The sequence below is a fragment of the Candidatus Nomurabacteria bacterium genome (assembly GCA_023898625.1).
Lineage (GTDB): Bacteria > Patescibacteriota > Saccharimonadia > Saccharimonadales > JAGQNJ01 > HK-STAS-PATE-36.
The window spans coordinates 25,220-48,098 of record CP060231.1; the positions used below are offsets into that span (position 1 = coordinate 25,220).

A 22,879-nucleotide genomic window follows, 5' to 3' on the forward strand; every position below is an offset into this window, starting at 1 on the left:
GATATTACTGTTGGTTTGAGCGTAATACTTTTCTATTCTTTTAACTTTCAGCGAAGTTATTTGTTAGTTTTCTCTCATTTCTTTGCCATGAACGGTGACTGCCCAAATAACAAGCACTCCAATTGTCACCATCATAATTGACCAAATTGGGTACACGGGCACGAATAACATATTTGCAATAACACTACCCGTTGCTACTAGCACCGCCACAATTCTTCCATACATATGTCCCTGAGCTAGTGAACCGGCGGCGAGAAATGCCAATACACCACCAATTGTATGAATCCACCCCCACTGACTATAATCAAACATCCACACTGCATTATTAGTAACAGCGTATACGTCATTTTGGAACAAAGCTACAAATCCTGCAATGATATGAAATACCCCGACAATCGCCAATACGATTGAGGCAAAGCCTATCCATCCAGTCCAACCACTATCTACATCCTTTTGTTTTGCCATAATAACCTCCATTAAATTAATCGAAGAAGAGTAGACTCTATTAAAACATTAGCCCCCTTTCTGTTAATCATAAAAGTACTACTCACTTCCTAATAAGCAATTATACAACTACATATTATTAATTAATAATGAAAAAATGACTTCAGGGGATACATTTATATATTGATGCATATAATTATGTCATGGTATAGTTTTGTTGATTATTGCTATTGGGGCTAGTATTCTAGCAATATGCCAAAAATACAATTGTCACCAGGTACGGCTCATCAAATACCTCCGGATTTAACCAAAGCTCTAAAGGCAAACATAGAAGTGTCAAAGATTTGGAACAATCTAACACCAATCCAAAGAAATGAATGGATTTGTTGGGTTATTTCAGTTAAAAAAGAGTCAACCAGAAAAGAACATATAACTCGAGTAATTAAGCAACTACAGGAAGGTAAACGACGCCCTTGTTGTTGGATTGGCTGTGTTCATCGTACCGATAAAGCTATTAGCCCTTCTGTTAAAAGCATCTTGGAGAAACGCAGTAAACCTCAACAAATTTAGCAAGCTAGTCAAGTGATATAATTAACCCATGCGTATCACCAAATATGAACATGCTTGCCTCGACATTCAACAAGATAATACCCGAATCGTTATTGACCCAGGAGAGTTCACAAAATCTTTGATTGACCTGGATAATATAGACGCGGTAGTCATTACTCATATTCATGGTGATCATTTTAATCAATCACTAATTAACCAGATAATCACCAAAAATCCCAACCTAAAAATATGGACAACCAGTGAAGTTACTAAATCATTGGAGGATAAGGCTATGGTGGCGAACTTGCAAAATATTGAAAAAATTGGGCAAGTATCTTTAGAGTTTTTTGGGGAGGAACATGCCGAAATCGACCCAGAAACTCCTGTTGTACAAAATATTGGAGTCTTAATAGATAATAAGCTGTACTATCCTGGTGATTCATTTACTGAATGCCCAAAGTCTTTTGAGGTCTTGGCAGTACCCGCATCTGCCCCGTGGCTACGAGTAGGCCAAACTATACCACTTATTAAGAATAGTCAATGTAAGCAAGTGTTCCCAACACATAACGCTCTTTTGTCTGATGCAGGACACTCAGTAACCAATGTATGGCTAGAAAAGTTTGCCGAACGCTACAATAAAGTCTTTAACAATCTACAACCAGGCGATACTCTAGAGATATAAAATCAGCAGATTTTCGTGCCAACGTCCTTACCACTGACTACGGCTAGAATATTATTGGGCTTCATTGCATCAAAAACTATTATTGGCATTTTATGTTCAAGCGCCAGACCCATGGCGGCTTTATCCATCACCTTAATGTTTATATCTTCAACGGCTTGTTGAAAGGATAGGTTATTAAACTTTTTTGCATCATTATTATTTGAAGGGTCTTTATCATAAACGCCATCGACCTTGCTGGCCTTAGCTACAATATCGCAACCAAGCTCAAGCCCAGTCAGTACCGCTGCTGTATCGTGAGTAGAATATGGACGACCAGTTCCACCGGCCACCAACAATATTCGACCAGCCTGCAAATGCTTTTCTGCCAACCTAAATGAAAAACTCTCAGCAAGTTGCTCAACATAAACATTACTTAAACACCGAGTTGGCAGTCCTTCTGCTTCAAAAATATCAGTTAGAGCCATGGCATTCATCAAGCCAGATAGCATGCCCATTTGGTCTGCTGTTACTCTTTTTATATCGCTCTTTCCCGCAAGGGTTGCGCCACGAACCATATTTCCGCCACCAACAATAATAACTATTTCAACACCAGTATCCTTAGCGGTGCGTAACTCTTTAGCTAAAAAACGAGCTACATCTGGATCAATACCAAAACCATGCTTGCCAGCCAATTGCTCACCCGAAAGTTTTAACAAAATCCGTTGATATTGACTACTCATTCTTAGTGAGAGATTGTATCAGATAATGATATACTTTGAAACATGAAGTTATTCAGCTGGAACGTTAATGGCATCCGCGCAGTTATTCGCAAAGGGGAATTCGAAAAATTTATCAACACTTTTGATCCGGATATCCTCTGTTTGCAAGAAACCAAGGCGGAACAGGGACAAGCCGAGATTGATCTTCCTCAATACAAAGAATATTGGAATTCATCTCGCACCAAAAAGGGCTATAGTGGAACTGCTATTTTTACTAAACTAGAACCACTTTCGGTAGTTAATGACATACCCGAGCAGTTTGTTCAAGCCGGGGGGTTAAATGAAGATGACTATGGCCACAGCAACGATGAGGGCAGAGTGATAACAGCAGAATTTGCAGATTATTACGTGGTTACCGCTTACACACCAAATGCCAAAGATAACCTATCACGCATTCCACTGCGTGAACAATGGGACAAAGCACTAACCCTATACTGTGCTGATTTGCAAAAAAACAAGCCCGTTATCTACTGCGGAGATATGAATGTTGCCCACACCGAAGAGGACCTTGCCAACCCCAAGCCAAATGTTGGCAAAAAAGGCTTTACCGCCGAAGAGCGCACAGGCTTTGACAACTGGCTGTCCGCGGGCTTCGTCGATACTTTTCGTATCTTCACACAAGGCAACGGACATTACACCTGGTGGAGCCATTTTGCCAAAAGCCGTGAGCGCAACGTTGGCTGGCGCATCGATTACTTCCTGGTGTCTGAAGCCCTGAAACAAAAGGTTAAATCTGCAGAAATTCATGCTAATCAACTGGGTTCTGACCACTGCCCAATCAGTATAGAAATTGTTGACTAGTTCATGTGTCGAGCATACAATCAAGTTAAGGAGAAAAATGACAAAAAGAAAACACAATAAACAATCTAAAATCAATATAAAAATAATCTTGCTTTTTATTTTAGGTATAATAGTGACGCTAGGCGTTATTGGACAAATTGTTTTTGATGCGTATTTATGGAATGTTGATAAATTAAATAGTGCATTCGTACTACGAACATCTTTTAAAGATGCAATTCTTGATGTGGAGGCAACTAGAAATTCCCTTATAGATAGACAAAAGATACCTGAAGCTAGGCTAATATTGCCCAGTGAAACTAATAACGGACAAAATATCCGTTATGTCTATTATAGTAAAGATGAAGATCAGCCAGAAACAATAGATATTGGCACTGTCGAACTCACAAACGCAGGAATTATTTCTTTAAATGGACAGAACGAACACGAAGTTTTGGATAATGTACCGGAATCACAAGCCTGTGCCAGAGGGTTTCATATATATTTCGAGGATCCGAAAGTTCCAGACTCAAGTTCGGATAAAAAAGTAGTTGGAGTTAAAAAGCTAGCAGATAATCGAGAAATATATCTGGTACGCGAAATGGATTGCGGGCGAAACCCTAAACTAACTCAGTACAACAATTCCGAAGCTCCAAACTTTGACAGAACACCCCGATATCAAATGATGGACGAACTCGAAGAATATCTACTCCAAATCCAGAGCTACTAGCTAGACAAACGACACATCAACCTTGAGTCGTCAAGTTGTATTAGCATTCTTAATTGCGCGATCGACAGAGTACTGTAAGCTTTCGTGCAAATCTGCAAGCAACACATCACTGTCCTGTCCGGTGTAGATAATTGGGTTGTCCACCCACATCTGCGGATGGCGCTTGTCCCCATCATAAGTAAACCCAATTGGCACTACCCCCACCAACAAGTTTGACGCCACACCTCCAAGTACCGCGCATAATCCTGGCTTCAATTCCTGGACAACATCTGGCTGTTCTTTATTACGGGTTCCTTCTGGGAATATTGCCATGTGTTGACCATTATTTAATTTTTGAATAGAAGTCTGTAGCATTCTATCGGTAGCTTGCCTACGCAAATCAGCATCTTCTTCGCTGACATCCTTTTTACGAAATGCCGGAATAGCGCCCATGACGTCTACTCCTCGTCGCAAGACGGGGCGCAATAACTTGCTTGGATGGTGAAATAGTATTTCTTTGGATTGAATAAACGTGTTGCCAACCATAGGTCGAAAAGTTTCTTCCCGTAGCGCCATAGAACTCACAACATACTGGTCATTATCCGATAAATGATTTAATGCCACCACTAGTCGACCATCATTATTCAAAATATCTCTGGCGGTCTGTTGAGCACCTTCAGCGTATTCAACATTTGGGCGAAACATCAAAGACATGGCTTTGTGACCGATATAAGCCCCGACTTTAGGTTGCTCGTATTGAGCGTAATATTCATAGACTGCTTCGTGATTGCGTAAAGTTACTTCTGGCTTTTTCATAGCCTAAGTATATAACCAAATAATTAATATGCAATGAAACAAGAAAAATACAACACTTTGTAATACGATCTGTTACACTGTCAGTATGGAGAAGTTTGCAGTGTTCGATATTGATGGAACCCTAATACGTTGGCAACTTTATCATGCTGTTGTTAATAGACTGGCCAAAGCTAAAGCACTAAGCGATAATGCTCAACACGAACTAAAACAGGCAATGATGAGCTGGAAACGCAGAGAAAATGAAGATGCATTTAAAAACTATCAAAGTAAATTAGTAAAACTTTACGAACAGTCTCTACCTAACATAAGCACATCGGTTTTTGACAAACTTATTACTGAAGTAATTAACGAATACAAAGATCAAACGTATATATTTACTAGAAACTTAATTCACCAATTGAAGTCCAAAGGCTATAAACTGTTCATTATCTCAGGATCCCACCAAGAACTTGTGGAACAAATAGGCAAATATTACAATTTTGATGACTATATTGGAGCAAAATATACCAGAGATAGCAATGGCTTTACTGGAGAGTCTTCGATACCAGCACTTAACAAAGCAAAGTCACTAGAACAACTGATCACCAAACACAAAGTAATCACCAGAGATAGTATCGGAATCGGGGACACAAAAAGTGACATCTCAATGCTTGAGATGGTAGACCAACCAATTGCCTTTAATCCTGACAAACTACTCTTTAATGTCGCCAAAGAAAGAGGGTGGCAAATTGTTATCGAAAGAAAAAATGTAATTTATAAACTGGATAAGAAAGATGGCGTCTATGTATTGGATTAAGCAAACTAAAGAGGCCCCATCATTTCCAGAACTCATCTGGAATAAGCCAGAAAATAAACTTCATGCTGGTAAATTGTTGATTATTGGGGGTAGCTTGCATGCTTTTAGCGCACCTTCGACCGCCTTTTCTAAGGCTACTTCAGCTGGAGCTGGGTCAATTAGGTTATTACTGCCGGTTTCAATTAAGAAAACTGTTGTTTCATTGTTGCCAGAAGCCGATTTCGCACCCGTAACCCCGAGTGGTAGCTTCTCTAAACTAGCATTGAGCCAATTCTTAGAACATAGCACTTGGGCAGATGGCGTGTTGCTTGCCGGAGATTTTGGAAGAAACAGCGAAACAACCATATTGCTAGAACGATTCATCCAAGAAACCACAAGTCTAGCTATCATAGTCGAGGATGCAGTTGACAACCTGATGCATACCCCAAGTTTTGCAAACAACCCAAAAGTTGTTGCTATAACTAACTTTACTCAACTCCAAAAATTAGCCATGAAATTAAAATTCAAGACTGCCTTTACTTCTGGAATGTCTTTAAGTAGTTTGGCTGAAACTTTGCATGAATTTTCAGAGCAATATTCTATGGCAGTAGTGACAGTGTTTGAGAATAATTACATTGTCTCTTATCAAGGACGTGTGTCATCGACACCAATTTCTAGCTCAACTAATACAGGTATAGCTATGGCATCTATATTAAGCGTGTGGGCTATCCAAAACCCTAATAATCTTTTTGAGGCGTTGACCACTGTCATAACACAAAGTTGATGACATACTTTACATTGTTGATTTTTCGTGGTTTAATATATTGTTATGCAACGACGTGAACCAGCATACAGCAAGTTTAGGCAAGATTTATCTGATAGAAATGTTATAAATCTAAATCGCGTTCTCGAAGGATACGACGGCTTAGGGTGTGAATACATAACAAAAAGAGATGTTGACACGTACCAAGATCTCGTTGGTGGTAGCTCGGAAGCTGGCCTAGTAATAGCTGGGTCTGTTGCCCTAGAAATTGCCAGTAAGCCAGAAAATACTGAAGCTCAAAAACTTGAATGGCTAACAAATGCTAATGATAATTGGAGTAGCGTAATTGATAAAGGATCTAGACTGGGACACATATCAAATTTTGTTATAGAATCTGCAATGCAAAAATCAAGCCTACCGTCTTATATGTCACTTTTACTAAATAGTGAACTGCCGAACACCAAAGTGATGCAAAAATACTATGCAGATCTATGTTCGGTCGGTAACTGCATGTATGATAAGTTTCAAAATGACTACGCACGAAGAGAATCGGACACTTTCAACAGCAAACCAGAAGTTATCAAAAGAATTAGACTTGCCGGATTGATCGGAGAGCTTGCTGTTACCATGTTATTCCAACGTTTTGTAAGGAACGAGCTTGGAGATAAAGAACAGGTTGCATTGCCTTCATTGTTTTCGCAAGATCGTGGCATAAACAGAAACAGGGGAAGTACAGAAGTTCGTGCTTGGGATGTTACAGTCTTTCAGCAATTTGATCATGATGATATCGAAACCCCATACCTTATTCAAGTAAAAACAACGAAAAATCATCCAAAAAAAGATAAGTTCCATTACACCAAGGACATATCCATGCTTCATATAAAAGAAGACCTGGCAATAAATGACCAAGAAGAACGAAGAGGATTTTCGCCAATTCATATCATTGCTGATTTACTATCAGAGCAAGAAGGAAGTGATTCGCCATCAACTAAGACTAGACTTGATCAACGAACCGACAAGCTTCTGGATGTAATTAATGACTAGGTACCTATAATTCTTGTGTTATTATGCCGACTCTTTGATATAACTAAACTATGCACTCAATAAGCCAAGATAAGCCATCCCCAGAAATTAACGAAGAACAAATTATTGAATTTGAAAGTAGAATTCTGTTACCTCTTGCAACTAAACTTGGCAGTAATCCAGAATGGTCAGAAGTAACAGCACAGCTTCAATCTTCTACCAAGAATCTAACAGAGCAACTTTCTATAGAAGCTGGCTGGGATGAGTACTCAGAAAATCTAATCTATTCAATAAATATAGAACAAATTTTTGAGTTTGATGAATTATGGGACGAGAACGTAATACGTAAATACATTGATATCGATACAGAAGAATATTATTACCTTGCCGAAACCAATGACACCACTCAGGATGCTTATTTCGCTAATGAAAAACAAACTACGAACGCAGACATTGGTTACTATGGGACTGAAACTAGCTACTTGTTTAGTGTTTCGTACGATTGTAAATCGGCTAACGGGCATAAATCTTCATATATAAATCTGTATGATGAAGAAGGAATCGCTGTTGATACAGAAATAGTGCATTATTGGGATATTTTATATAAACAACCATCAACAATAGAATTTAATAGATTAGTAGATGCAGGAGAGCCATTGTTTGACTCCGAAACTTCAGAAAAGAAGCTTTCAATTATCACGCTACACGACATAGACATAATAATGAATTCACTCAAAAAATTTAGCCTAGTAGATCCCAAACAAAAAGCCCTCCGCAAACACCTCAGATAATAATGCTTTAATTACTGTGAATACCCGAACATAGCGACTCTAGCCCTGTGTAGTATTCTTAGGTACCAAGGCTACAACTAAATCTGAGGATAATAATTACAACGAATCATAAGCTTAAAATGATCAAAAAATAATCGGCACCCTGAGCCAATAAACTATATAGATAAATCAAAACTTAATTTTCGGCAAATCAACTATATAGTACAATAGACTATATGGATGAAAGATTTCCTGTATCGTCTGATGCACATGAAGAATTGCCACTTGTTTCATACGGGATAATACGAGATCAAGAAATATTAGAGTGTATTGTAGGGGGGGGAAGTCAAACCAGGCGGTCACGTAGGCATACATGGTGTTGAACTTGTAAAACAACATATTAATGACACACCTAGTGAGCCCATAAATGGCGATCAATCTGTCCATCAAATGCTTTCTAGAATAGGAAACCCTGACGAGTTTGAAAGTATTGGCGCTATTAGAACGAGAAATGATCATTCTGAAGATGCTGAGGATAATGTCGGTATTGGTGGCAAGTTATACTACTTAACGAAAGAGCAAAAAAAGAAATTAGACGAATGGGAATTAACCTCAGAGGGCTGGTTTGAGCGTACTGTTGTAGACATCGAACATGCAGATGGTACTATTCAACAAGCAGAAACCCATACATTACCCAGTAACGCTAAATTCACAGAAAAAGTGTCTGACGATTCACAAAGACCACTAACAGATACCGAGCGTGTAAAAATCAAAAAAAGAATCTATGCATATCAAAATCAAGGCAGTCAATCAACTACTCCTGAACATCCTACCAACAGTACAACAGTTAACAAAACAGAATCATACGCACATCAACCAACAATCACACAAAGGGGCGTAGAACAAGAAGATATTCCCCAAATAAGGAAAATATTGTCAGAATGGATTAAAGACCCCCTAACAGGAGAGATACTTATTGGAGAAATTGACGAGGTTTTGTTAAAAATATCCGATAGCGTATCTGCTCCAGGCGATAGAGAATATATAGTTGCAGAAGATGAATCTGGGAATATATTAGGCTTGATGGGCTTAAGAGAGCCTGAAGATGCATTACTCAAACTCGCAACTACGGCCAACCCCATTGAACTAGTTAACGCATATGTATCTAGTGACAAAAAGGGGCAGGGAATAGGTAAGTTGCTCCTTGAGAAAATTCAAGAGATTGCAAAAAATAATGGCCATACTGAAATAATACTAAACAGTGGGCCCCGATACAGAGAATCTGCATGGTCATTTTATGATAAGCAATTAGGGAATAGGATAGGTGAACTCAAAGATTATTATGGCCCAGGTTTGTCTGCACCCGTCTGGCATAAAGTCCTTGCAATGTAACTAAATTTAAAACGCCAGTAAAAATAACAATATAACAACAGAAAAGCATTAAACATCAAACAACCAAAAGAACATAATGAGGTTATACTATACTCTATCCCATAAAAGACTTTTGAAATAATAAGCATACAGAGTAAGCTCTTGCCGTATCACAGAGGGACACCAGCAGAAAACTTTCTTCAATTTTGCGCCACGAAGTAGCAAGTTGAAGGGCGACACGGAGTGCCGTCCATTGGTGTTTCACGGGGAGAGAAATAGTTTTGGCAACTGTATGGTCTTCAAATGGTGGGCGAGGAGAGACTCGAACTCTCACTCCGAAGGAACACGATTTTGAGTCGTGCGCGTCTACCAGTTCCGCCACTCGCCCAATGGATTCAGAAAAAAACCAGAGTCATAGACTATTATACAGCAGTTTTATCTGTTAAACTAGCATAAAAGATATGAGTAAGCAAGATAATACCAGGCCAAGCCACCGAAACGAACCGGCAGTGAATTTAATACGGTCAAAGATTGATAAACTGTATGACGACGAACCATCCGCCAAGGAAGAAATTGCTGAAGTTGAAACAGTTCATCATAAATTATCTAAACACCAAGAATATATGAAGAGCCTGAGCGAATCAGGTCGATCATTAGCCGAAATTCAAACCAAGTGGCATGAATATTATCTACAATTATCAGACAATGAAAAACACCAAGTTTGGCAAGAATTTTATGCTAACCACCAACGAAAAGAGCAGAAGTCTCAAAAGATCACACAAGATACTGCAGATAAAAGTGAGATAAAAGTTGTCGAGGCTGACCATACTGAAACTATTGCGGATACCAAGAAAAAGATTATTCATAAGGTTAAGAAAAAAAATACCACCAAGCTTTCGGCAATTGGGCATTTTAAATCATTACTATTTGGGTTAGGTATGGGAAGTGTTGTTGTCATCGTGCTACTTTTCAGCTTCTTTAACGAAAGATTCATTGCACCATTCATAACTCCCAGCAAAAATGTTAGTTCAACTTCAATTATTATCGACCCTAACTCAACCGAAGCAGGGCCTGAGTCAGAAATTATTATTCCTAAAATTAACGTTGAAGTACCAGTTGTCTATAATGTTGCCTCAAATCAAGAAAAAGATGTTCAAAAGGGTCTAGAAGGTGGAGTTGTCCACTATATTACAACACCAAATCCAGGAGAAAATGGTAACAGCGTAATAGTCGGCCATTCGAGCAATAATATCTTAAATAAAGGAAAGTATAAGTTTGCTTTTGTGTTATTGAATAAATTGGAGAAGGGCGATACGTTTTCATTGACCAAAAACGGGAAACGTTACACATATAAGGTATATGAAAAAAAGATTGTGAAGCCAACAGATATTTCAGTATTAGCTAATCAAGATAAACCCGCAACAGTTACACTAATTACTTGTGATCCACCAGGAACATCAATCAACAGACTAATAATTGTAGGTGAACAGATTTCTCCAGAAATCACCACAAACGTAGCGAGTACAGCAAAACCTGAGTCAACTCAACCAGCCATAATCCCTGGAAATTCTCCATCACTTTGGAGCCGAATTACTAGCATATTTTCATCGTAAAAACATCTAATTCTTAACTTGTAGACTTGTTTGGTTTAAGTTAAATTTTCCATTATTGTCAGCACTCGCAAAAGAAAAAGCAGTTTTATAATCTCTATCAAACATCAGATCGGTATTTGAGTCAACTGACATCAACTTTTGTTGATTTAAGCCATCAAAATCAAAGACCAAAGCTGTTTTGTTGGTTGAGGAGATTAGCCGGTGACCATCCATCCACTCTGCAGGTCGATCAGTATCGAACTTATCATGAACCTCATATTTAGTCTGACGGTCAGTTTCGGCATCATAAACCGCAAAATTTTGTCCTGATTGAACAGCGATAATTCTAGTATTGGCCGAAAATGAAACATGCTGTGGATTATTGATTCGGAGAGTACGACCAAAAATTATTGCTTTTGGCTTGTCAGAAGAAAGAATCACTAATGGATCCTTGTATACATAGACGCTATTATCTTTTGATGCACCTACCGCCACATACCATGCATCACTAAACTTAGCCACGTCTACAAGATAGTTTGAATCAGCAGATAATTTTCTTAATACGTAATCTTTATCTTTAGTCTTCATATGAGCCTCCACCTGTTTTTGGTTATTCTCTATCGGAGCAACATAGACTAACATATCATCCCCATGCGATTTAAAAGCTAGGGCTTTTGAAACTAATGGCACAAATATTTTTGTTTTTATATCAAATTGCTGAAGGAGCCCGTCTGGAGACATATGCAATAACAACTGATCGATCTTGCGATCTTTTAAAGTTACAGCGTAGGGTTTTTGGCCTGTTAAGGTATTTACATTAATTGATGACTCGGGATTGTCTTTATTGACGATAATAAATTCTACTTGATTATCATAAGTATGCTTCATTAATACGTTTGAATTATCCGTTGACCATTCAATCATTTCTAGGTTCTGACTCTCACCGGTTGTTAATATGTTTTTTGGTATGACAAAACCACTATTTGGTTTTTCTAAATTGCTAGTATCAAAGACATCAAATTTAGATATATCGTTTGGATACTGAACGATAATCCATTTTCTGTCAGGACTAGAAGAAACAATATGCGTCTCGGCAGGATACTCCTTGAGTTTTTTTGTTTCTAGCTTTTCTGGAAACAGAAAAGGATAAGCAAGTCTCTCAACTGAACCACCATCCACACTAAGTTCTTTTTGCCAACTGCGATACCTATCCATATTTATAGTTACCCGGTAACGTCCTTCTCGTAAATCAAACTTAGTATCGGTTTTGCCCTGTGTTTTGTACTTATTATAAATGCCCTCGATATATGCTGTTGCCCCATCTGGGTGGGAATTAACAAATAATAGTCCGTTTTGCGTAACATTACCTTCGGTATCAAGTCGATATCCAGAGTTTGCAAACAACAACACAAGCGCAGACATACTAATAGCTATTGCGACCAAGATATAGCCTACATACAGTTTTATTTTATTGGAGCGTTTTTTGTTTGGGTCAAGAAAATCCATATTACTAACTATAGTTATAGCATGAAGGCTGTCCCAAAACTAGACCAAATACTAAGACTTGCGCTACTACCCACAAAAGGGTTATGATTAGAAATAGTACTAATCAAGGCGAAAAAAGTTGAGCAAACAAAGACAAGATGTTCTGGAAATAAACGGAAAGATTTATGACGCAAAGCTAGGTACCGTTATCTCTGATGCTCGGAAGTCTTCGGTGTCACATGAACCTAGGCACATTGATGGTTTTGTTGCACCTAAACCTCATACTGTTTTTACTCCTGATAAAACGTCGGATTCTTTATCTGTTAAGGCAAAACCGACCACTAAACGATCTGGGGCGAACAACCACAGTAGAAACGCTCAAAAATCTACATTATTGATGAGAAACGCCGTAAAAAAGCCGACTCCAAGCGTTAAACCACCAGAAGTTTTAACTAGGAAATCAAAAAGCACAATACATACAGAACACCATAGTGCTAGTAAACACCAGCGAAGTCCGTTCATTAGCAAGTTTAACAGTAATGTGAGCCACTTGACTAAGCGCACACAGCACATTGCCGTCACCCCACACCCAGATCATCAGGTGCAAAAAAGCAACCATTCCTACAACCATCCACCTACGTCTACTACGCACAAGCCCACTCATTCACAGCACCCACAAAAAACCAGCAAGTCTGAGGAATTATTCACAAAAGCCCTAGAGAAAGCTCAGCCACCAAAACAAAACATTAAGCATAAAAAGCAAAAAAAACATCGATCAACATTACGTTGGGGTAGTGGGGTGATCGCTGGAGTATTATTGTTTGGTTTTATAGTGTACCTAAATATGCCGAATATAACCGTAAAGTTTGCCGGTGTTAGAGCGGGTTTTTCTGCATCAATGCCCGCTTACAGTCCGTCTGGATATTCATTCCGTGGACCAGCACAATATGAAGCCGGAAAAGTCACTGTTAGCTTTAAGTCAAATACTGATAGTAGATCATACACAATTAAACAAGAGGTTTCAAACTGGAATAGCCCATCATTGCAAGAGAACTTTTTGGCCAAGAACAATAAAAAGTTCACTACATCACAAGAAAACGGACGTACAATTTATATTTATGACAATAATGCAACCTGGGTGAATGGTGGGATATGGTATCAGGTTAATAGCGATTCCTTAAGTAGCGAACAATTAATTAACATTGCTACCAGCATATAAGTTATTTTTTTGACATATAGTGAATTAGCGTTTCCTCTGTTAATATATAGTTAATGACTATTGAAGCTGGACAAATCACACAAGACGAACAACTACCTAAATCAGAACAAAATAATACTAACATCGACCATATTATCAATCTCACAAGTGTAGTTACTGCCATTGGAGGCTTAGCAATGTTAGCGGACTCGATTTCTGATTACTTGCACGATTTATCACCAGCTATCAGTGCCTACGCTGGTACTGTAATGCTTGGGGGAGCGGTAGTGCTAAATCTCTCAAATCATCGTGCAAAGAAGGAAAAAAATGCCTAAAGTTCGTACGCGTTTTGCGCCAAGCCCAACAGGTTTTTTACACGTTGGAGGAATTCGAACGGCACTCTTTGCCTGGTTAGTCGCTCGTCAGGCTAAAGGCCAGTTCATTCTACGCCTTGAAGACACTGACCAAAAAAGAGAAGTCCAAGGATCTGCCGAACATTTAATGCAGAGTCTGATAGCCCTTGGACTTAATTACGATGAAGGCCCAGATAAACCAGGTGATTTCGGTCCATACCGCCAATCCGAACGACTAAGCATCTACAAAAAGTGGGCCAACAAACTAATAGACCAAGGCAGGGCGTACGCAGATCCATATTCCCCAGAGGAAGTACAAGCATTTCGAGAAGAGGCTCAAAAAAACAAAGTTCCATTTTTATATAGAAATCACCGACCAGACAACCCTCCAGAATGGGATGGCAGTCAACCGCTAAGATTCAAGTCTGATCCACAAAATTATAAATGGCATGATGAAGTTATGGGCGATCTTTCAGCCGGGGCAGAAACCATAGATGATTTTATCCTCATAAAGTCCGACGGCTTCCCAACATACAACTTTGCGCATATTGTTGATGATGCAGAAATGAAAATTACCCACATTATCCGTGGGCAAGAGTTTATTGCAAGTATGCCCAATTATCTAAACTTATACGAAGCTTTGAGTATTGATAAGCCTATATTTGCCACTATGCCCCATATTTTAAACGAACAAGGCAACAAAAAACTCAGTAAACGTGACGGAGCTAAAGATATACTGGACTACACTAAGGAGGGCTACTTGCCTGAAGCTTTGCGTAGTTTTATTGCAACTCTGGGCTGGAATGACGGAACCGAACAAGAAGTATTTGCTACAGACGAACTAATTAAAAAGTTTAGCCTACAAAGAGTAGGTAAGAGCGGTGCACATTTTGACGAACGTCGACTCAATTGGGTGAATGGTTACTTTATCCGTCAAAAATCTATCGATGAGCTGTATGAACAAGTTGCAAACTTCTGGCCAAATTCAGGCGCTAGCCACGACGATTCATATAAGAAACAAGTCCTTAATCTTGTCCAAGAAAGGCTAAAGTACTTCTCTGAACTGCCTGAACTAACTAACTTCTTCTTCGAAGATCTACCAATCAACCCTAAGCTTATCAGTGAACATAAACAACTTAAGAAGCTTTCCAAAGACGATATTATAACACTATTAAATGCCACAAATTCATCTTTGACTGAAAGCGATTTCAGTATTGATGATCTGACCAACAGACTAAACTCTTTACTAACCATAACCCACACTAAACCTGCTGTGTTGTTTAGCTTAATACGAATAGCCACCACCCAAGCTCCTGCTAGCCCAGCTTTAGCAGAGACAATGCATGTATTAGGAAAAGACCTTTGCCTTAAAAGGATTAGTGAGCAATTGGACTTCTTGAAATAACATAACTTTTCCACAACTCAGCAACATCTCAGTTGACATATGTATGTAAGATACTTATGCTATAGTTATTGTTAGATAATTAAGTCTAAAAGAACAAACATATAAAAAGGAAAACCCATCATGGCAAGAACAACTAAAGTAGTGAATAAAAGAACTACTAGTAGTAAGAATAGTAATACAAGCAAGAGTAAAGGGTTCTTTGGTAAGAGTTTTGATTTAAAGAGTAGGAAGGTACAGTTCTTTGTAGTTATTCTTATTGTAGCCATACTTGGTGGGGGATACTTTACGTTGAAGAGTTTTGCGGCGACGACTATTACTGATACTTATACAGTAGCTAACAGAAGACTAAGAAGCGTAAATCTTTCAGAATCATTTAGTAGAAATTGCTATGGGAAAATAGTTACTGAACAAGACAAGAATGGAACTCAATCAATTGGTTTAGTTTGCTCGGCAGGAAGCACAGCTTCAAGATACTCAGTCTCTGCAGTATCGGAAGGTGTCAAATTATTGTCATCCTCAACTCCAAATTACCGATATTGTGCTGCAACTAAGGGCGTTGCTCCTACCTTGACATTTCAACCAAGATATCAAGATTTATCTGGTGCAACAAATGAAGTTAGGATCACGAATTTTAACTCTGGAGGCTTTACGCCAGTTTGTACAAACTGGTTTAGTTTTTCCTCTCGAAAAAATCAAAACATATCTGCTTACTTAACAGTAAGTGGTAGTCAAACATCCCAAGCCTTAATATCCGTTAGCAACATCACCTTAGAAACACAGCCAGTAAATGTACCTACATCACCCGCTCCTACAGGAAAATAAAAAAATAATCTAAATAAAAAATATAGAAAGGAAACCTATCATGGCCAAAACAACAAAAGTAGTAAATAAAAAAGTACTGTTAGTAAGAATAGCAATACAAACAATGGTAAAGGGTTCTTTGGTAAGAGTTTTGATTTAAAGAGTAGGAAGGTACAGTTCTTTGTAGTTATTCTTATTGTAGCCATACTTGGTGGGGGATACTTTACTTTTAAGAGTTTTGCAGCGACTGTAGCATATAGCTATAGTCCAGTGAACAACACGTTAGTCTGTAAGGAAAAGTGTAAAAAAGTAAATGACACTGGTATTGCTAAAAATAGCACTACAGTATTAAGTATTACATCTTTAGGAAAAGTTGCAGGAAGTTCAAATGCCTACATGGTTGGAGGTGATAAATATCAAACATGTATAGTTGTTAAGGCTCAGGATAACTTATCATATCTTGAAGTACAACCATTTGGCGAAAAACCAAACTTGATCGGGCTGTCATCAGCCAATAATACATACCAAAAAGCATGTACTCCACCATGGACAAACTCAACAACTAGATATAGAAGTGTTAGTATTTCTGGTGTAAACAGAGGCAAAACACCAATATTAATAGAAAACGTAACCATAGAGAGAGTTACGTTCAACGCAAATGCACCTGCCCCCAAGTAGTAAATATTCATTTGGGCATTAAATATTGCTAGCTTGAAGTCAATATAATTTTGTATCGTACGCGACATAAAGTACCAAAAATACAACGAAGTATTTCAGCGTAATTGGATAGTCCCGTCACCAACAATATGGCCATCTGAAGAAAGATTTTTTGACCCTGAATCTGAATTATTGAGTTCTTGATCAACTTTGGTTGACTCTGACTTATTTGTATCTTTGTTTGCCGTGTTGCCACCATTTATCACCGGGCTATCACTGGTTTTTTTTCGTCGTCTAGTTCGTTTGCGCTTCTTTTTTATAGGTTCCGCGCTTGTCAGGGCTGGAACCACAACCGAGCCTAGTGTTTCGCTGGTCGATTTGATAGATTTTGACACTTTAGGAGTTGATTCAGTCTCATAATTTACTGTTTGTGGTGGGCTAATAGGTTCTTTGTTTACTGTTGGTTTATGTTTCGATGTTGGCTTAACATATCTATCTTGAACATACTCTTCTATATCTCGAAGGGGTACCGAATAGGTTTGTCTAGAATAATCAATGATCTCTTGTAAGTTATTACTTCCTGTTTGAGGAGGCAAATTTAGAGAAGTACCAGAAAACGCCTGAGCTTTCTCACCACCAATAGTCAAGCTAATCACGAAATTTCTGTTATTCATATGTACCAAATCATGTTCTTCAAATCGTGGCTCAAAATAGCGTTGCATCACCCTTGCGTCATCTGCGCCCATCCTGAAGGCAATAGTGGAACCAACGTTACCAAAAACAGCGTCACGAACTTCTTGAGTCATTTGTGCAATATATTGATTTGCAACGGTTAGACACAGGCCATACTTACGCGCTTCAGACAAGATTGTAGCAAATGAGTCAGTTGCAAAATTTTGAAACTCATCCACATATAGATAGAATGGAACTCTGTTTACTACATTATCAATATCTGCACGACTCATGGCGGCAAGCTGTATTTTTGTAACCAAAAGTGAACCCAACAATGCTGCGTTGTCCTCGCCAACTAAGCCACGAGATAGATTGACAATCAGTATCTTACGTTTATCCATTATCTCTCGAATATTGAAACTACTCTTAGGCTGCCCGACAATATTTCGAACAATTGGATTGGCAGTGAAAGCCCCCACCTTGTTAAGTATTGGGGCAACGGCCTCTGTGGCAAATTTATCATTCCAACTGGCGAATTCTACTGTCCAAAAGTTCTTAACAACCGGATCTTTGACGTAACTTAAAACATCATTTCTGAATGTTTTTTCGGTTAACATTCTAGTAACGTCAAGCATTGTCGAATCTGGATAATCAAGAAGTGCTAGTAGTGTATACCTAAGAATATACTCCAAACGTGGGCCCCAAGAGTCAAACATTCGCTTCAACACACCAATAAGCTCAGATGCAGTATGAGTTTTTAGGTTTGGGTCGTTAACCTCCATTGGGTTAAATGCAATAGGGAAGGCAGTATCTGCTGGATTAAAATAAACTACATCATTAATTCTAGATTCTGGGATACGTCTCAAGGTATTGATTGCATAGTCGCCATGAGGATCAATCACTGCAAATCCATATGTACTATGAATGTCAGAAATAGTTAATAACTCAAGTAGCCCAGATTTTCCAACTCCGGTTTGACCAATAATATACAGGTGTCGACCTCTATCGCTCCTAGGCAATCCAAAACTAGTATCTCCGCCACGAAAATTTGTTACCGCAATAGGACTAACTTGAGCCGGGTCATAACCCTCTGGTGATATGATTGGCAAATTAGCTGGTGGCTCGGCTGTACGTGCCGATGCCCATTGCAAAAATGGAGTTTCAACATTTGTGTGCGGAAGGTGAAACAAACTGGCTATCTCTTCGATATTGCAAGCAAAACCAAGCCCCGTAAATGAACGGTTACTCAAAATATTGCTACCAGTCGTAAAACTGTGCACTTTTTTTGTGGTAAAACCATTAAGGTTGTTTGAATTAAATTGTTTGAAACTTGCTACTATGGCCTGTAAACGCATATTTGCTTCTGTTTCGCTTACGTTTCCTTCGTAAATAACCCTGATCTTAGTCTCATAGGCCAGTTTTTGGCTTTTCTCTTCAGATGCCTTTATGCGTGATTGATCAATCGGACTAAGTTGTTTCGAGGGAGACTCATCTACGCCATTAATCAACGCACGAGCCAAACCACCAAAGGAGCTACCATTCTGAAGGTTATTTGCATATTTTTGAGCCTTAGAATACCAACTGCTAAAAATAGGCCGTACCAAAAACTGAATTACAGCTCTCTCGTTTTCTTCTAGTTTGGTTAAAGAAGCTGTAATAGCAGCTAAAGGGTCGACCTCAAAGCTAGGAAAAGTCTTTATTGGCAGGACATCATTGGCTTGCAAAACCACATCAGTATATATATGAGCACTATACTCGTTTCCGTGAGACATATAATCTTCCACTTCGGATATCTGTACTGATGGATATTGAGCATAAACCTGCTCTTCAATATAACTAACGAGATATTCTGGTAGCCATATATAAAAACCGGTTTGTTTGTGCAGTGCCGCAATCTCAAAACTAAGATGCTCGCGTGCTACTTGCCGAAAAATACCAGCCTTTTCTTTTAAAAGTAGCCCATGAATACTAGCAAACATTTGCTCAGCGGCCAGCTCCTTCTTGTCATTTGTGCGAGGAACTCGCAGGAGCAAAAGCTTCGATTGGACAATTGGGGTACTTTGTGTCATTTTATATATTATACTATCTTCTTATGTTTACAACAACATTTCTAAAGATATAAATCTTTGATATAATGCTGGTTATGTTTAAAAAAATAAAAGAATCAAAAACTATCAGCCCCGACGTTAGTGAGTCAAGCTTTATACCGGTTAAAAAGCCGGTCGGAGTAGACTTTAGTGATGAGAAGAACTCTAAGAAGTTTACTTTCAAAAACCTAACAAAAAAGCAGAAGTTATTAGGAGGATTGTCGATTCTTCTAATTATTATACTGTCTGTGGGGGCATACTTTATGTTTTTCGACAAAAAGCCCCAACCTGCCACGCCCGTAGCACAACAACCTAAAGTTGAAGAACCACCAAAAACTACCGAACCTTCTCGGCTTACAGGTATTGAAGTACCAGTAGAATATAACCAGCGCACTGCGACTGGTATGATGATAGAAAATAGTCCTGATGCACGACCGCAATCTGGCCTTAAAGACGCTGGGGTAGTTTACGAAGCCGTAGCCGAAGGTGGTATTACTAGATTTTTAGCAATTTTCCAAGATAATCTACCAGAATACGCAGGGCCTGTACGCAGTGTTCGTCCTTATTACTTAGATTTTGTGGTACCCTATGATGCCGGAATATCGCATGTTGGTGGCAGTGGCCCAGCATTACAGCAGATACGAAACGAGGGTATTAAAGACCTCGATCAAATGATTGCATCGAATTCATCAGCATATTGGCGAGAAAGAAGTAGATATGCCCCTCATAATATGTACACTAGTGTTGTTAAATTAAAAGAAATAGAAAAGCAAAAAGGCTGGACTAGCAAGTATGAAGGATTCGTTCGAGGCGGAGAAGACAAGGCCTCAGCAACACCTAATGCAAAAACTATCAACATCGATATGTCTAGCGCTAATTATAGAGTCAACTACAAATACGACCCTGCCACCAACACCTATCTGCGTAGCGAAGGGGGCAGGCCTCATATGGATGCTAAAAGCAATACCCAACTAGCACCAAAAATCGTAATTGTTCCTATTATCCATAGAACCCAATCTGGTTACTATTCTGTGTACGCTACAGTCGGCAGTGGCAAGGTGCTCGTATTCCAAAATGGCACCGTAACAGAAGGAACCTGGAGTAAGCCAGACAGAAAAACCCAAATAAAATTTAATGGTGCCGATGGACAGCCAATAAAACTCGCCCCTGGACAAACTTGGGTAACTCTAGCATCTACTGCCAGTGATGTGACATTTGCGCCATAGTTAAAAAATTATTGCTATAATAAATGATAGCAATGCGCGTACTTAGTATTCGGTGCTATTTCTACTCGCAAGCTTAGTTATAGCAACGTCGTGTTGACGGGGACTACCTGGAGCGACAAAAACAATTATAAAGCCTTAAAATAAAGGAGTTTTTGTCGTGAATCAAAAAAATCAACCGGGAGTAAGTATACACAGTGGTTTTCCAAACCCAGCAACAGACGACACTATCACTAGCTTGGATATTAATAAATTAGTCATTAAGCACCCCCTAAGTACTTTTTTTATGCAAATAGAGGGAGACGAGTGGGATAGATATGGCATTTTTAGTGGAGATATAGCTATAATTGATCGCTCCCTAAAGCTACATCAAACCGACTTAGTAGCTTATTGGTCGGAATCGTGCTTTATTATAGCCAAAGCACACAATTTACCAATCGATACAGCCATTTGGGGAGTTGTATCAACCATAATACATAGGTATCGACCATGAGCAATTCAACATTTGCATTAGTTGATTGCAATAACTTTTTTGTTAGTTGCCTGCGGTTATTTCGCCCAGACCTAGAAGGAAAACCTGTTGTGGCATTATCCAGTAACGATGGTTGCGTAGTAGCCAGAAGTAATGAGGCTAAAGAATTAGGTATCCCTATGGGGGCGCCAGCCTTTAAGTGGCGTCAATTCTTTAAGCACCATGATGTAGTGCAAATGTCTGGTAATTTTGAACTGTACAGTGATATCTCGCGCCGTATTATTAGCCTACTAACCTCTATAACACCACACGTTGAAGTATATTCGGTTGACGAGTCTTTTCTGGATTTGAGTGAACTATTGATAGGTAATCATACCCTATGGGGTAGAGAAATTGCAAAACTAACCAAGCAATGGATAGGCGTACCCGTCTCTGTCGGCATAGCGCCCAGCAAAACCCTAGCTAAGCTCGCAACACATCAAGCCAAGAAAAACCCCGAACTACAAGGAGTACTAGATTGGATTAACTTAAGTACCGAAAACCAGCAAAAATACCTAAAACAAACTCTTGTTAGTGATGTTTGGGGTGTTGGCAGACAATTTGCAGTACGCTTACGCTCAGCAGGAATCAATACAGCTTTTGACCTCTCTACAATGCGCCCAGCATACGCCCAAAAACTACTTGGAATCCATGGCAGACAATTAGTCGCCGAGCTTAACGGCATATCATGCCACCCACTACAAAAACTACCAAAACCCGCCAAAACCATCGCTGTCACTAGAACTTTTGGCCAAGACACAAATAGGTTTCATGTAATCGAATCGGCTCTAGCTAGCTTTACAACAAAGGCTAGTTATCGACTACGCGTCAATAATCAACTAACGAGTGAGGTAGGTTTTTTTATCACCACCAGTAGATTCAAGCCAGGATATATAAGCCAAACTGCTAAGATCTGCCTTGATCAACCGACAGCAGATACGGGGATGCTGATAAACGCAGTAATAAATTCTTTCAAAAAATATTTCAATCCCAAACACAATTATCACAGGGCAGGGGTTTGGCTAGAAAACCTATCGCCATCAAACAATATTCAAGTTAATCTTCTAGACCAGGATGGTACCGTAAATCAGTGTAAGGAGAGCCGCCGTATGCAAGCCGTAGACAATATCAACAAACGCTTCGGCAAGAACTCCGTGTATTATGCCAGTGAGCTATTAAACACAAGCTGGCAACCAAAGCACAGTATTGATACCCCACGCTACACTACCAGGTGGAATGAGTTACCTAAATTACATTCAAGCAAAAAATAATCTATAGCTATCGCCTGTTGTAAATAACACCTCCTTAAATTGTTGCTTATTCTTATAGGTCTGGATATCATAAAACCATTAGCGTAATTTAACAAGTCGTTGACGTGGAAACATCAATATAAAACTAAATAAGATCTATCTAATAAGTTAAATAGGTTCTTATATATAAATAAGAATTTATATATAA

Annotated in this window: 23 protein-coding genes and 1 tRNA gene; 18 read left to right on the forward strand and 6 right to left on the reverse strand. The window is 39.0% G+C overall.

Going from position 1 to position 22,879, the window contains the following annotated elements; all coding sequences use genetic code 11:
- Nucleotides 1-63 precede the first annotated feature (63 nt).
- On the reverse strand, nucleotides 64-465 hold the full coding sequence (locus tag H6793_00135; protein ID USN95566.1) for a hypothetical protein: 402 nt from the start codon (nucleotides 463-465) through the stop codon (nucleotides 64-66).
- Between the two features lie 231 nt (nucleotides 466-696).
- Here H6793_00135 and H6793_00140 point away from each other — a divergent pair, with 231 nt between their 5' ends.
- Together H6793_00140 and H6793_00145 are read left to right on the forward strand one after the other, a co-directional pair.
- Nucleotides 697-1,014 (forward strand): YdeI/OmpD-associated family protein, encoded by a 318-nt coding sequence (locus tag H6793_00140; GenBank protein ID USN95567.1) that lies wholly within the window; start codon nucleotides 697-699, stop codon nucleotides 1,012-1,014.
- A gap of 28 nt (nucleotides 1,015-1,042) precedes the next feature.
- Nucleotides 1,043-1,675 carry an MBL fold metallo-hydrolase gene (locus H6793_00145; protein USN95568.1) on the forward strand — a complete coding sequence of 211 codons (633 nt, stop codon included), beginning with the start codon at nucleotides 1,043-1,045 and terminating at the stop codon, nucleotides 1,673-1,675.
- Between the two features lie 2 nt (nucleotides 1,676-1,677).
- Here the strand turns inward: H6793_00145 and pyrH are convergent, their stop codons facing one another.
- A complete protein-coding gene (gene pyrH, locus H6793_00150) occupies nucleotides 1,678-2,394 on the reverse strand; it encodes a UMP kinase (GenBank protein ID USN95569.1) in 717 nt (238 codons plus the stop codon).
- Between the two features lie 42 nt (nucleotides 2,395-2,436).
- On the opposite strand from pyrH, the gene xth reads away from it, so the two are divergent.
- Together xth and H6793_00160 are read left to right on the forward strand one after the other, a co-directional pair.
- Nucleotides 2,437-3,234 carry an exodeoxyribonuclease III gene (gene xth, locus H6793_00155; GenBank protein ID USN95570.1) on the forward strand — a complete coding sequence of 266 codons (798 nt, stop codon included), beginning with the start codon at nucleotides 2,437-2,439 and terminating at the stop codon, nucleotides 3,232-3,234.
- A 37-nt stretch (nucleotides 3,235-3,271) separates the two neighbouring features.
- Nucleotides 3,272-3,940 carry a hypothetical protein gene (locus tag H6793_00160; GenBank protein ID USN95571.1) on the forward strand — a complete coding sequence of 223 codons (669 nt, stop codon included), beginning with the start codon at nucleotides 3,272-3,274 and terminating at the stop codon, nucleotides 3,938-3,940.
- 30 nt (nucleotides 3,941-3,970) lie between these two features.
- Here the strand turns inward: H6793_00160 and H6793_00165 are convergent, their stop codons facing one another.
- A complete protein-coding gene (locus H6793_00165) occupies nucleotides 3,971-4,735 on the reverse strand; it encodes a 1-acyl-sn-glycerol-3-phosphate acyltransferase (GenBank protein ID USN95572.1) in 765 nt (254 codons plus the stop codon).
- 85 nt (nucleotides 4,736-4,820) lie between these two features.
- On the opposite strand from H6793_00165, the gene H6793_00170 reads away from it, so the two are divergent.
- From H6793_00170 to H6793_00190, 5 genes are all read left to right on the forward strand, one after another.
- Complete coding sequence (locus tag H6793_00170; GenBank protein USN95573.1) at nucleotides 4,821-5,531, forward strand: HAD family phosphatase; 711 nt, start codon at nucleotides 4,821-4,823, stop codon at nucleotides 5,529-5,531.
- Entirely contained in the window at nucleotides 5,509-6,294 is a 786-nt protein-coding gene (locus tag H6793_00175; protein ID USN95574.1) for a hypothetical protein, read from the forward strand. The genes H6793_00170 and H6793_00175 overlap by 23 nt, the downstream gene beginning before the upstream one ends.
- A 45-nt stretch (nucleotides 6,295-6,339) precedes the next feature.
- Nucleotides 6,340-7,317, forward strand: coding sequence for a hypothetical protein (locus H6793_00180; GenBank protein USN95575.1), 978 nt, complete (start codon nucleotides 6,340-6,342; stop codon nucleotides 7,315-7,317).
- Between the two features lie 50 nt (nucleotides 7,318-7,367).
- The gene (locus H6793_00185; protein ID USN95576.1) at nucleotides 7,368-8,087 is read left to right on the forward strand and encodes a hypothetical protein; all 720 of its coding nucleotides are present in this window, start codon (nucleotides 7,368-7,370) and stop codon (nucleotides 8,085-8,087) included.
- Between the two features lie 429 nt (nucleotides 8,088-8,516).
- Entirely contained in the window at nucleotides 8,517-9,458 is a 942-nt protein-coding gene (locus H6793_00190; protein USN95577.1) for a GNAT family N-acetyltransferase, read from the forward strand.
- Between the two features lie 283 nt (nucleotides 9,459-9,741).
- Here H6793_00190 and H6793_00195 read toward each other — a convergent pair.
- A tRNA-Leu gene (locus H6793_00195) sits at nucleotides 9,742-9,825 on the reverse strand.
- Nucleotides 9,826-9,898: 73 nt separating this feature from the next.
- Between H6793_00195 and H6793_00200 the strand changes: the two genes are divergently transcribed.
- Nucleotides 9,899-11,050: a sortase gene (locus H6793_00200; GenBank protein ID USN95578.1), complete on the forward strand. Its 1,152-nt coding sequence runs from the start codon at nucleotides 9,899-9,901 to the stop codon at nucleotides 11,048-11,050.
- A 6-nt stretch (nucleotides 11,051-11,056) separates the two neighbouring features.
- Here the strand turns inward: H6793_00200 and H6793_00205 are convergent, their stop codons facing one another.
- Nucleotides 11,057-12,535, reverse strand: a complete 1,479-nt coding sequence (locus tag H6793_00205) for a PEGA domain-containing protein (protein ID USN95579.1) — start codon at nucleotides 12,533-12,535, stop codon at nucleotides 11,057-11,059.
- 118 nt (nucleotides 12,536-12,653) lie between these two features.
- On the opposite strand from H6793_00205, the gene H6793_00210 reads away from it, so the two are divergent.
- The 5 genes from H6793_00210 to H6793_00230 all read left to right on the forward strand — a co-directional run bounded on the left by H6793_00210 (nucleotide 12,654) and on the right by H6793_00230 (nucleotide 16,949).
- Nucleotides 12,654-13,733 carry a hypothetical protein gene (locus tag H6793_00210; protein ID USN95580.1) on the forward strand — a complete coding sequence of 360 codons (1,080 nt, stop codon included), beginning with the start codon at nucleotides 12,654-12,656 and terminating at the stop codon, nucleotides 13,731-13,733.
- 53 nt (nucleotides 13,734-13,786) lie between these two features.
- Nucleotides 13,787-14,047 (forward strand): hypothetical protein, encoded by a 261-nt coding sequence (locus tag H6793_00215; protein ID USN95581.1) that lies wholly within the window; start codon nucleotides 13,787-13,789, stop codon nucleotides 14,045-14,047.
- On the forward strand, nucleotides 14,040-15,470 hold the full coding sequence (locus tag H6793_00220; protein ID USN95582.1) for a glutamate--tRNA ligase: 1,431 nt from the start codon (nucleotides 14,040-14,042) through the stop codon (nucleotides 15,468-15,470). The genes H6793_00215 and H6793_00220 overlap by 8 nt, the downstream gene beginning before the upstream one ends.
- Before the next feature lie 120 nt (nucleotides 15,471-15,590).
- Complete coding sequence (locus H6793_00225) at nucleotides 15,591-16,292, forward strand: hypothetical protein (protein USN95583.1); 702 nt, start codon at nucleotides 15,591-15,593, stop codon at nucleotides 16,290-16,292.
- A gap of 249 nt (nucleotides 16,293-16,541) precedes the next feature.
- Nucleotides 16,542-16,949: a hypothetical protein gene (locus H6793_00230; protein ID USN95584.1), complete on the forward strand. Its 408-nt coding sequence runs from the start codon at nucleotides 16,542-16,544 to the stop codon at nucleotides 16,947-16,949.
- Nucleotides 16,950-17,044: 95 nt separating this feature from the next.
- Here H6793_00230 and H6793_00235 read toward each other — a convergent pair whose 3' ends face one another.
- On the reverse strand, nucleotides 17,045-19,669 hold the full coding sequence (locus tag H6793_00235; GenBank protein ID USN95585.1) for a type IV secretion system DNA-binding domain-containing protein: 2,625 nt from the start codon (nucleotides 19,667-19,669) through the stop codon (nucleotides 17,045-17,047).
- A 74-nt stretch (nucleotides 19,670-19,743) separates the two neighbouring features.
- On the opposite strand from H6793_00235, the gene H6793_00240 reads away from it, so the two are divergent.
- The 3 genes from H6793_00240 (at nucleotide 19,744) to H6793_00250 (ending at nucleotide 22,692) form a co-directional block, all read left to right on the forward strand.
- Nucleotides 19,744-20,913: a DUF3048 domain-containing protein gene (locus H6793_00240; GenBank protein ID USN95586.1), complete on the forward strand. Its 1,170-nt coding sequence runs from the start codon at nucleotides 19,744-19,746 to the stop codon at nucleotides 20,911-20,913.
- A 157-nt stretch (nucleotides 20,914-21,070) separates the two neighbouring features.
- Nucleotides 21,071-21,403 carry a hypothetical protein gene (locus H6793_00245; GenBank protein USN95587.1) on the forward strand — a complete coding sequence of 111 codons (333 nt, stop codon included), beginning with the start codon at nucleotides 21,071-21,073 and terminating at the stop codon, nucleotides 21,401-21,403.
- Nucleotides 21,400-22,692 carry a Y-family DNA polymerase gene (locus H6793_00250; GenBank protein USN95588.1) on the forward strand — a complete coding sequence of 431 codons (1,293 nt, stop codon included), beginning with the start codon at nucleotides 21,400-21,402 and terminating at the stop codon, nucleotides 22,690-22,692. The genes H6793_00245 and H6793_00250 overlap by 4 nt, the downstream gene beginning before the upstream one ends.
- The last annotated feature ends 187 nt before the right edge of the window (nucleotides 22,693-22,879 follow it).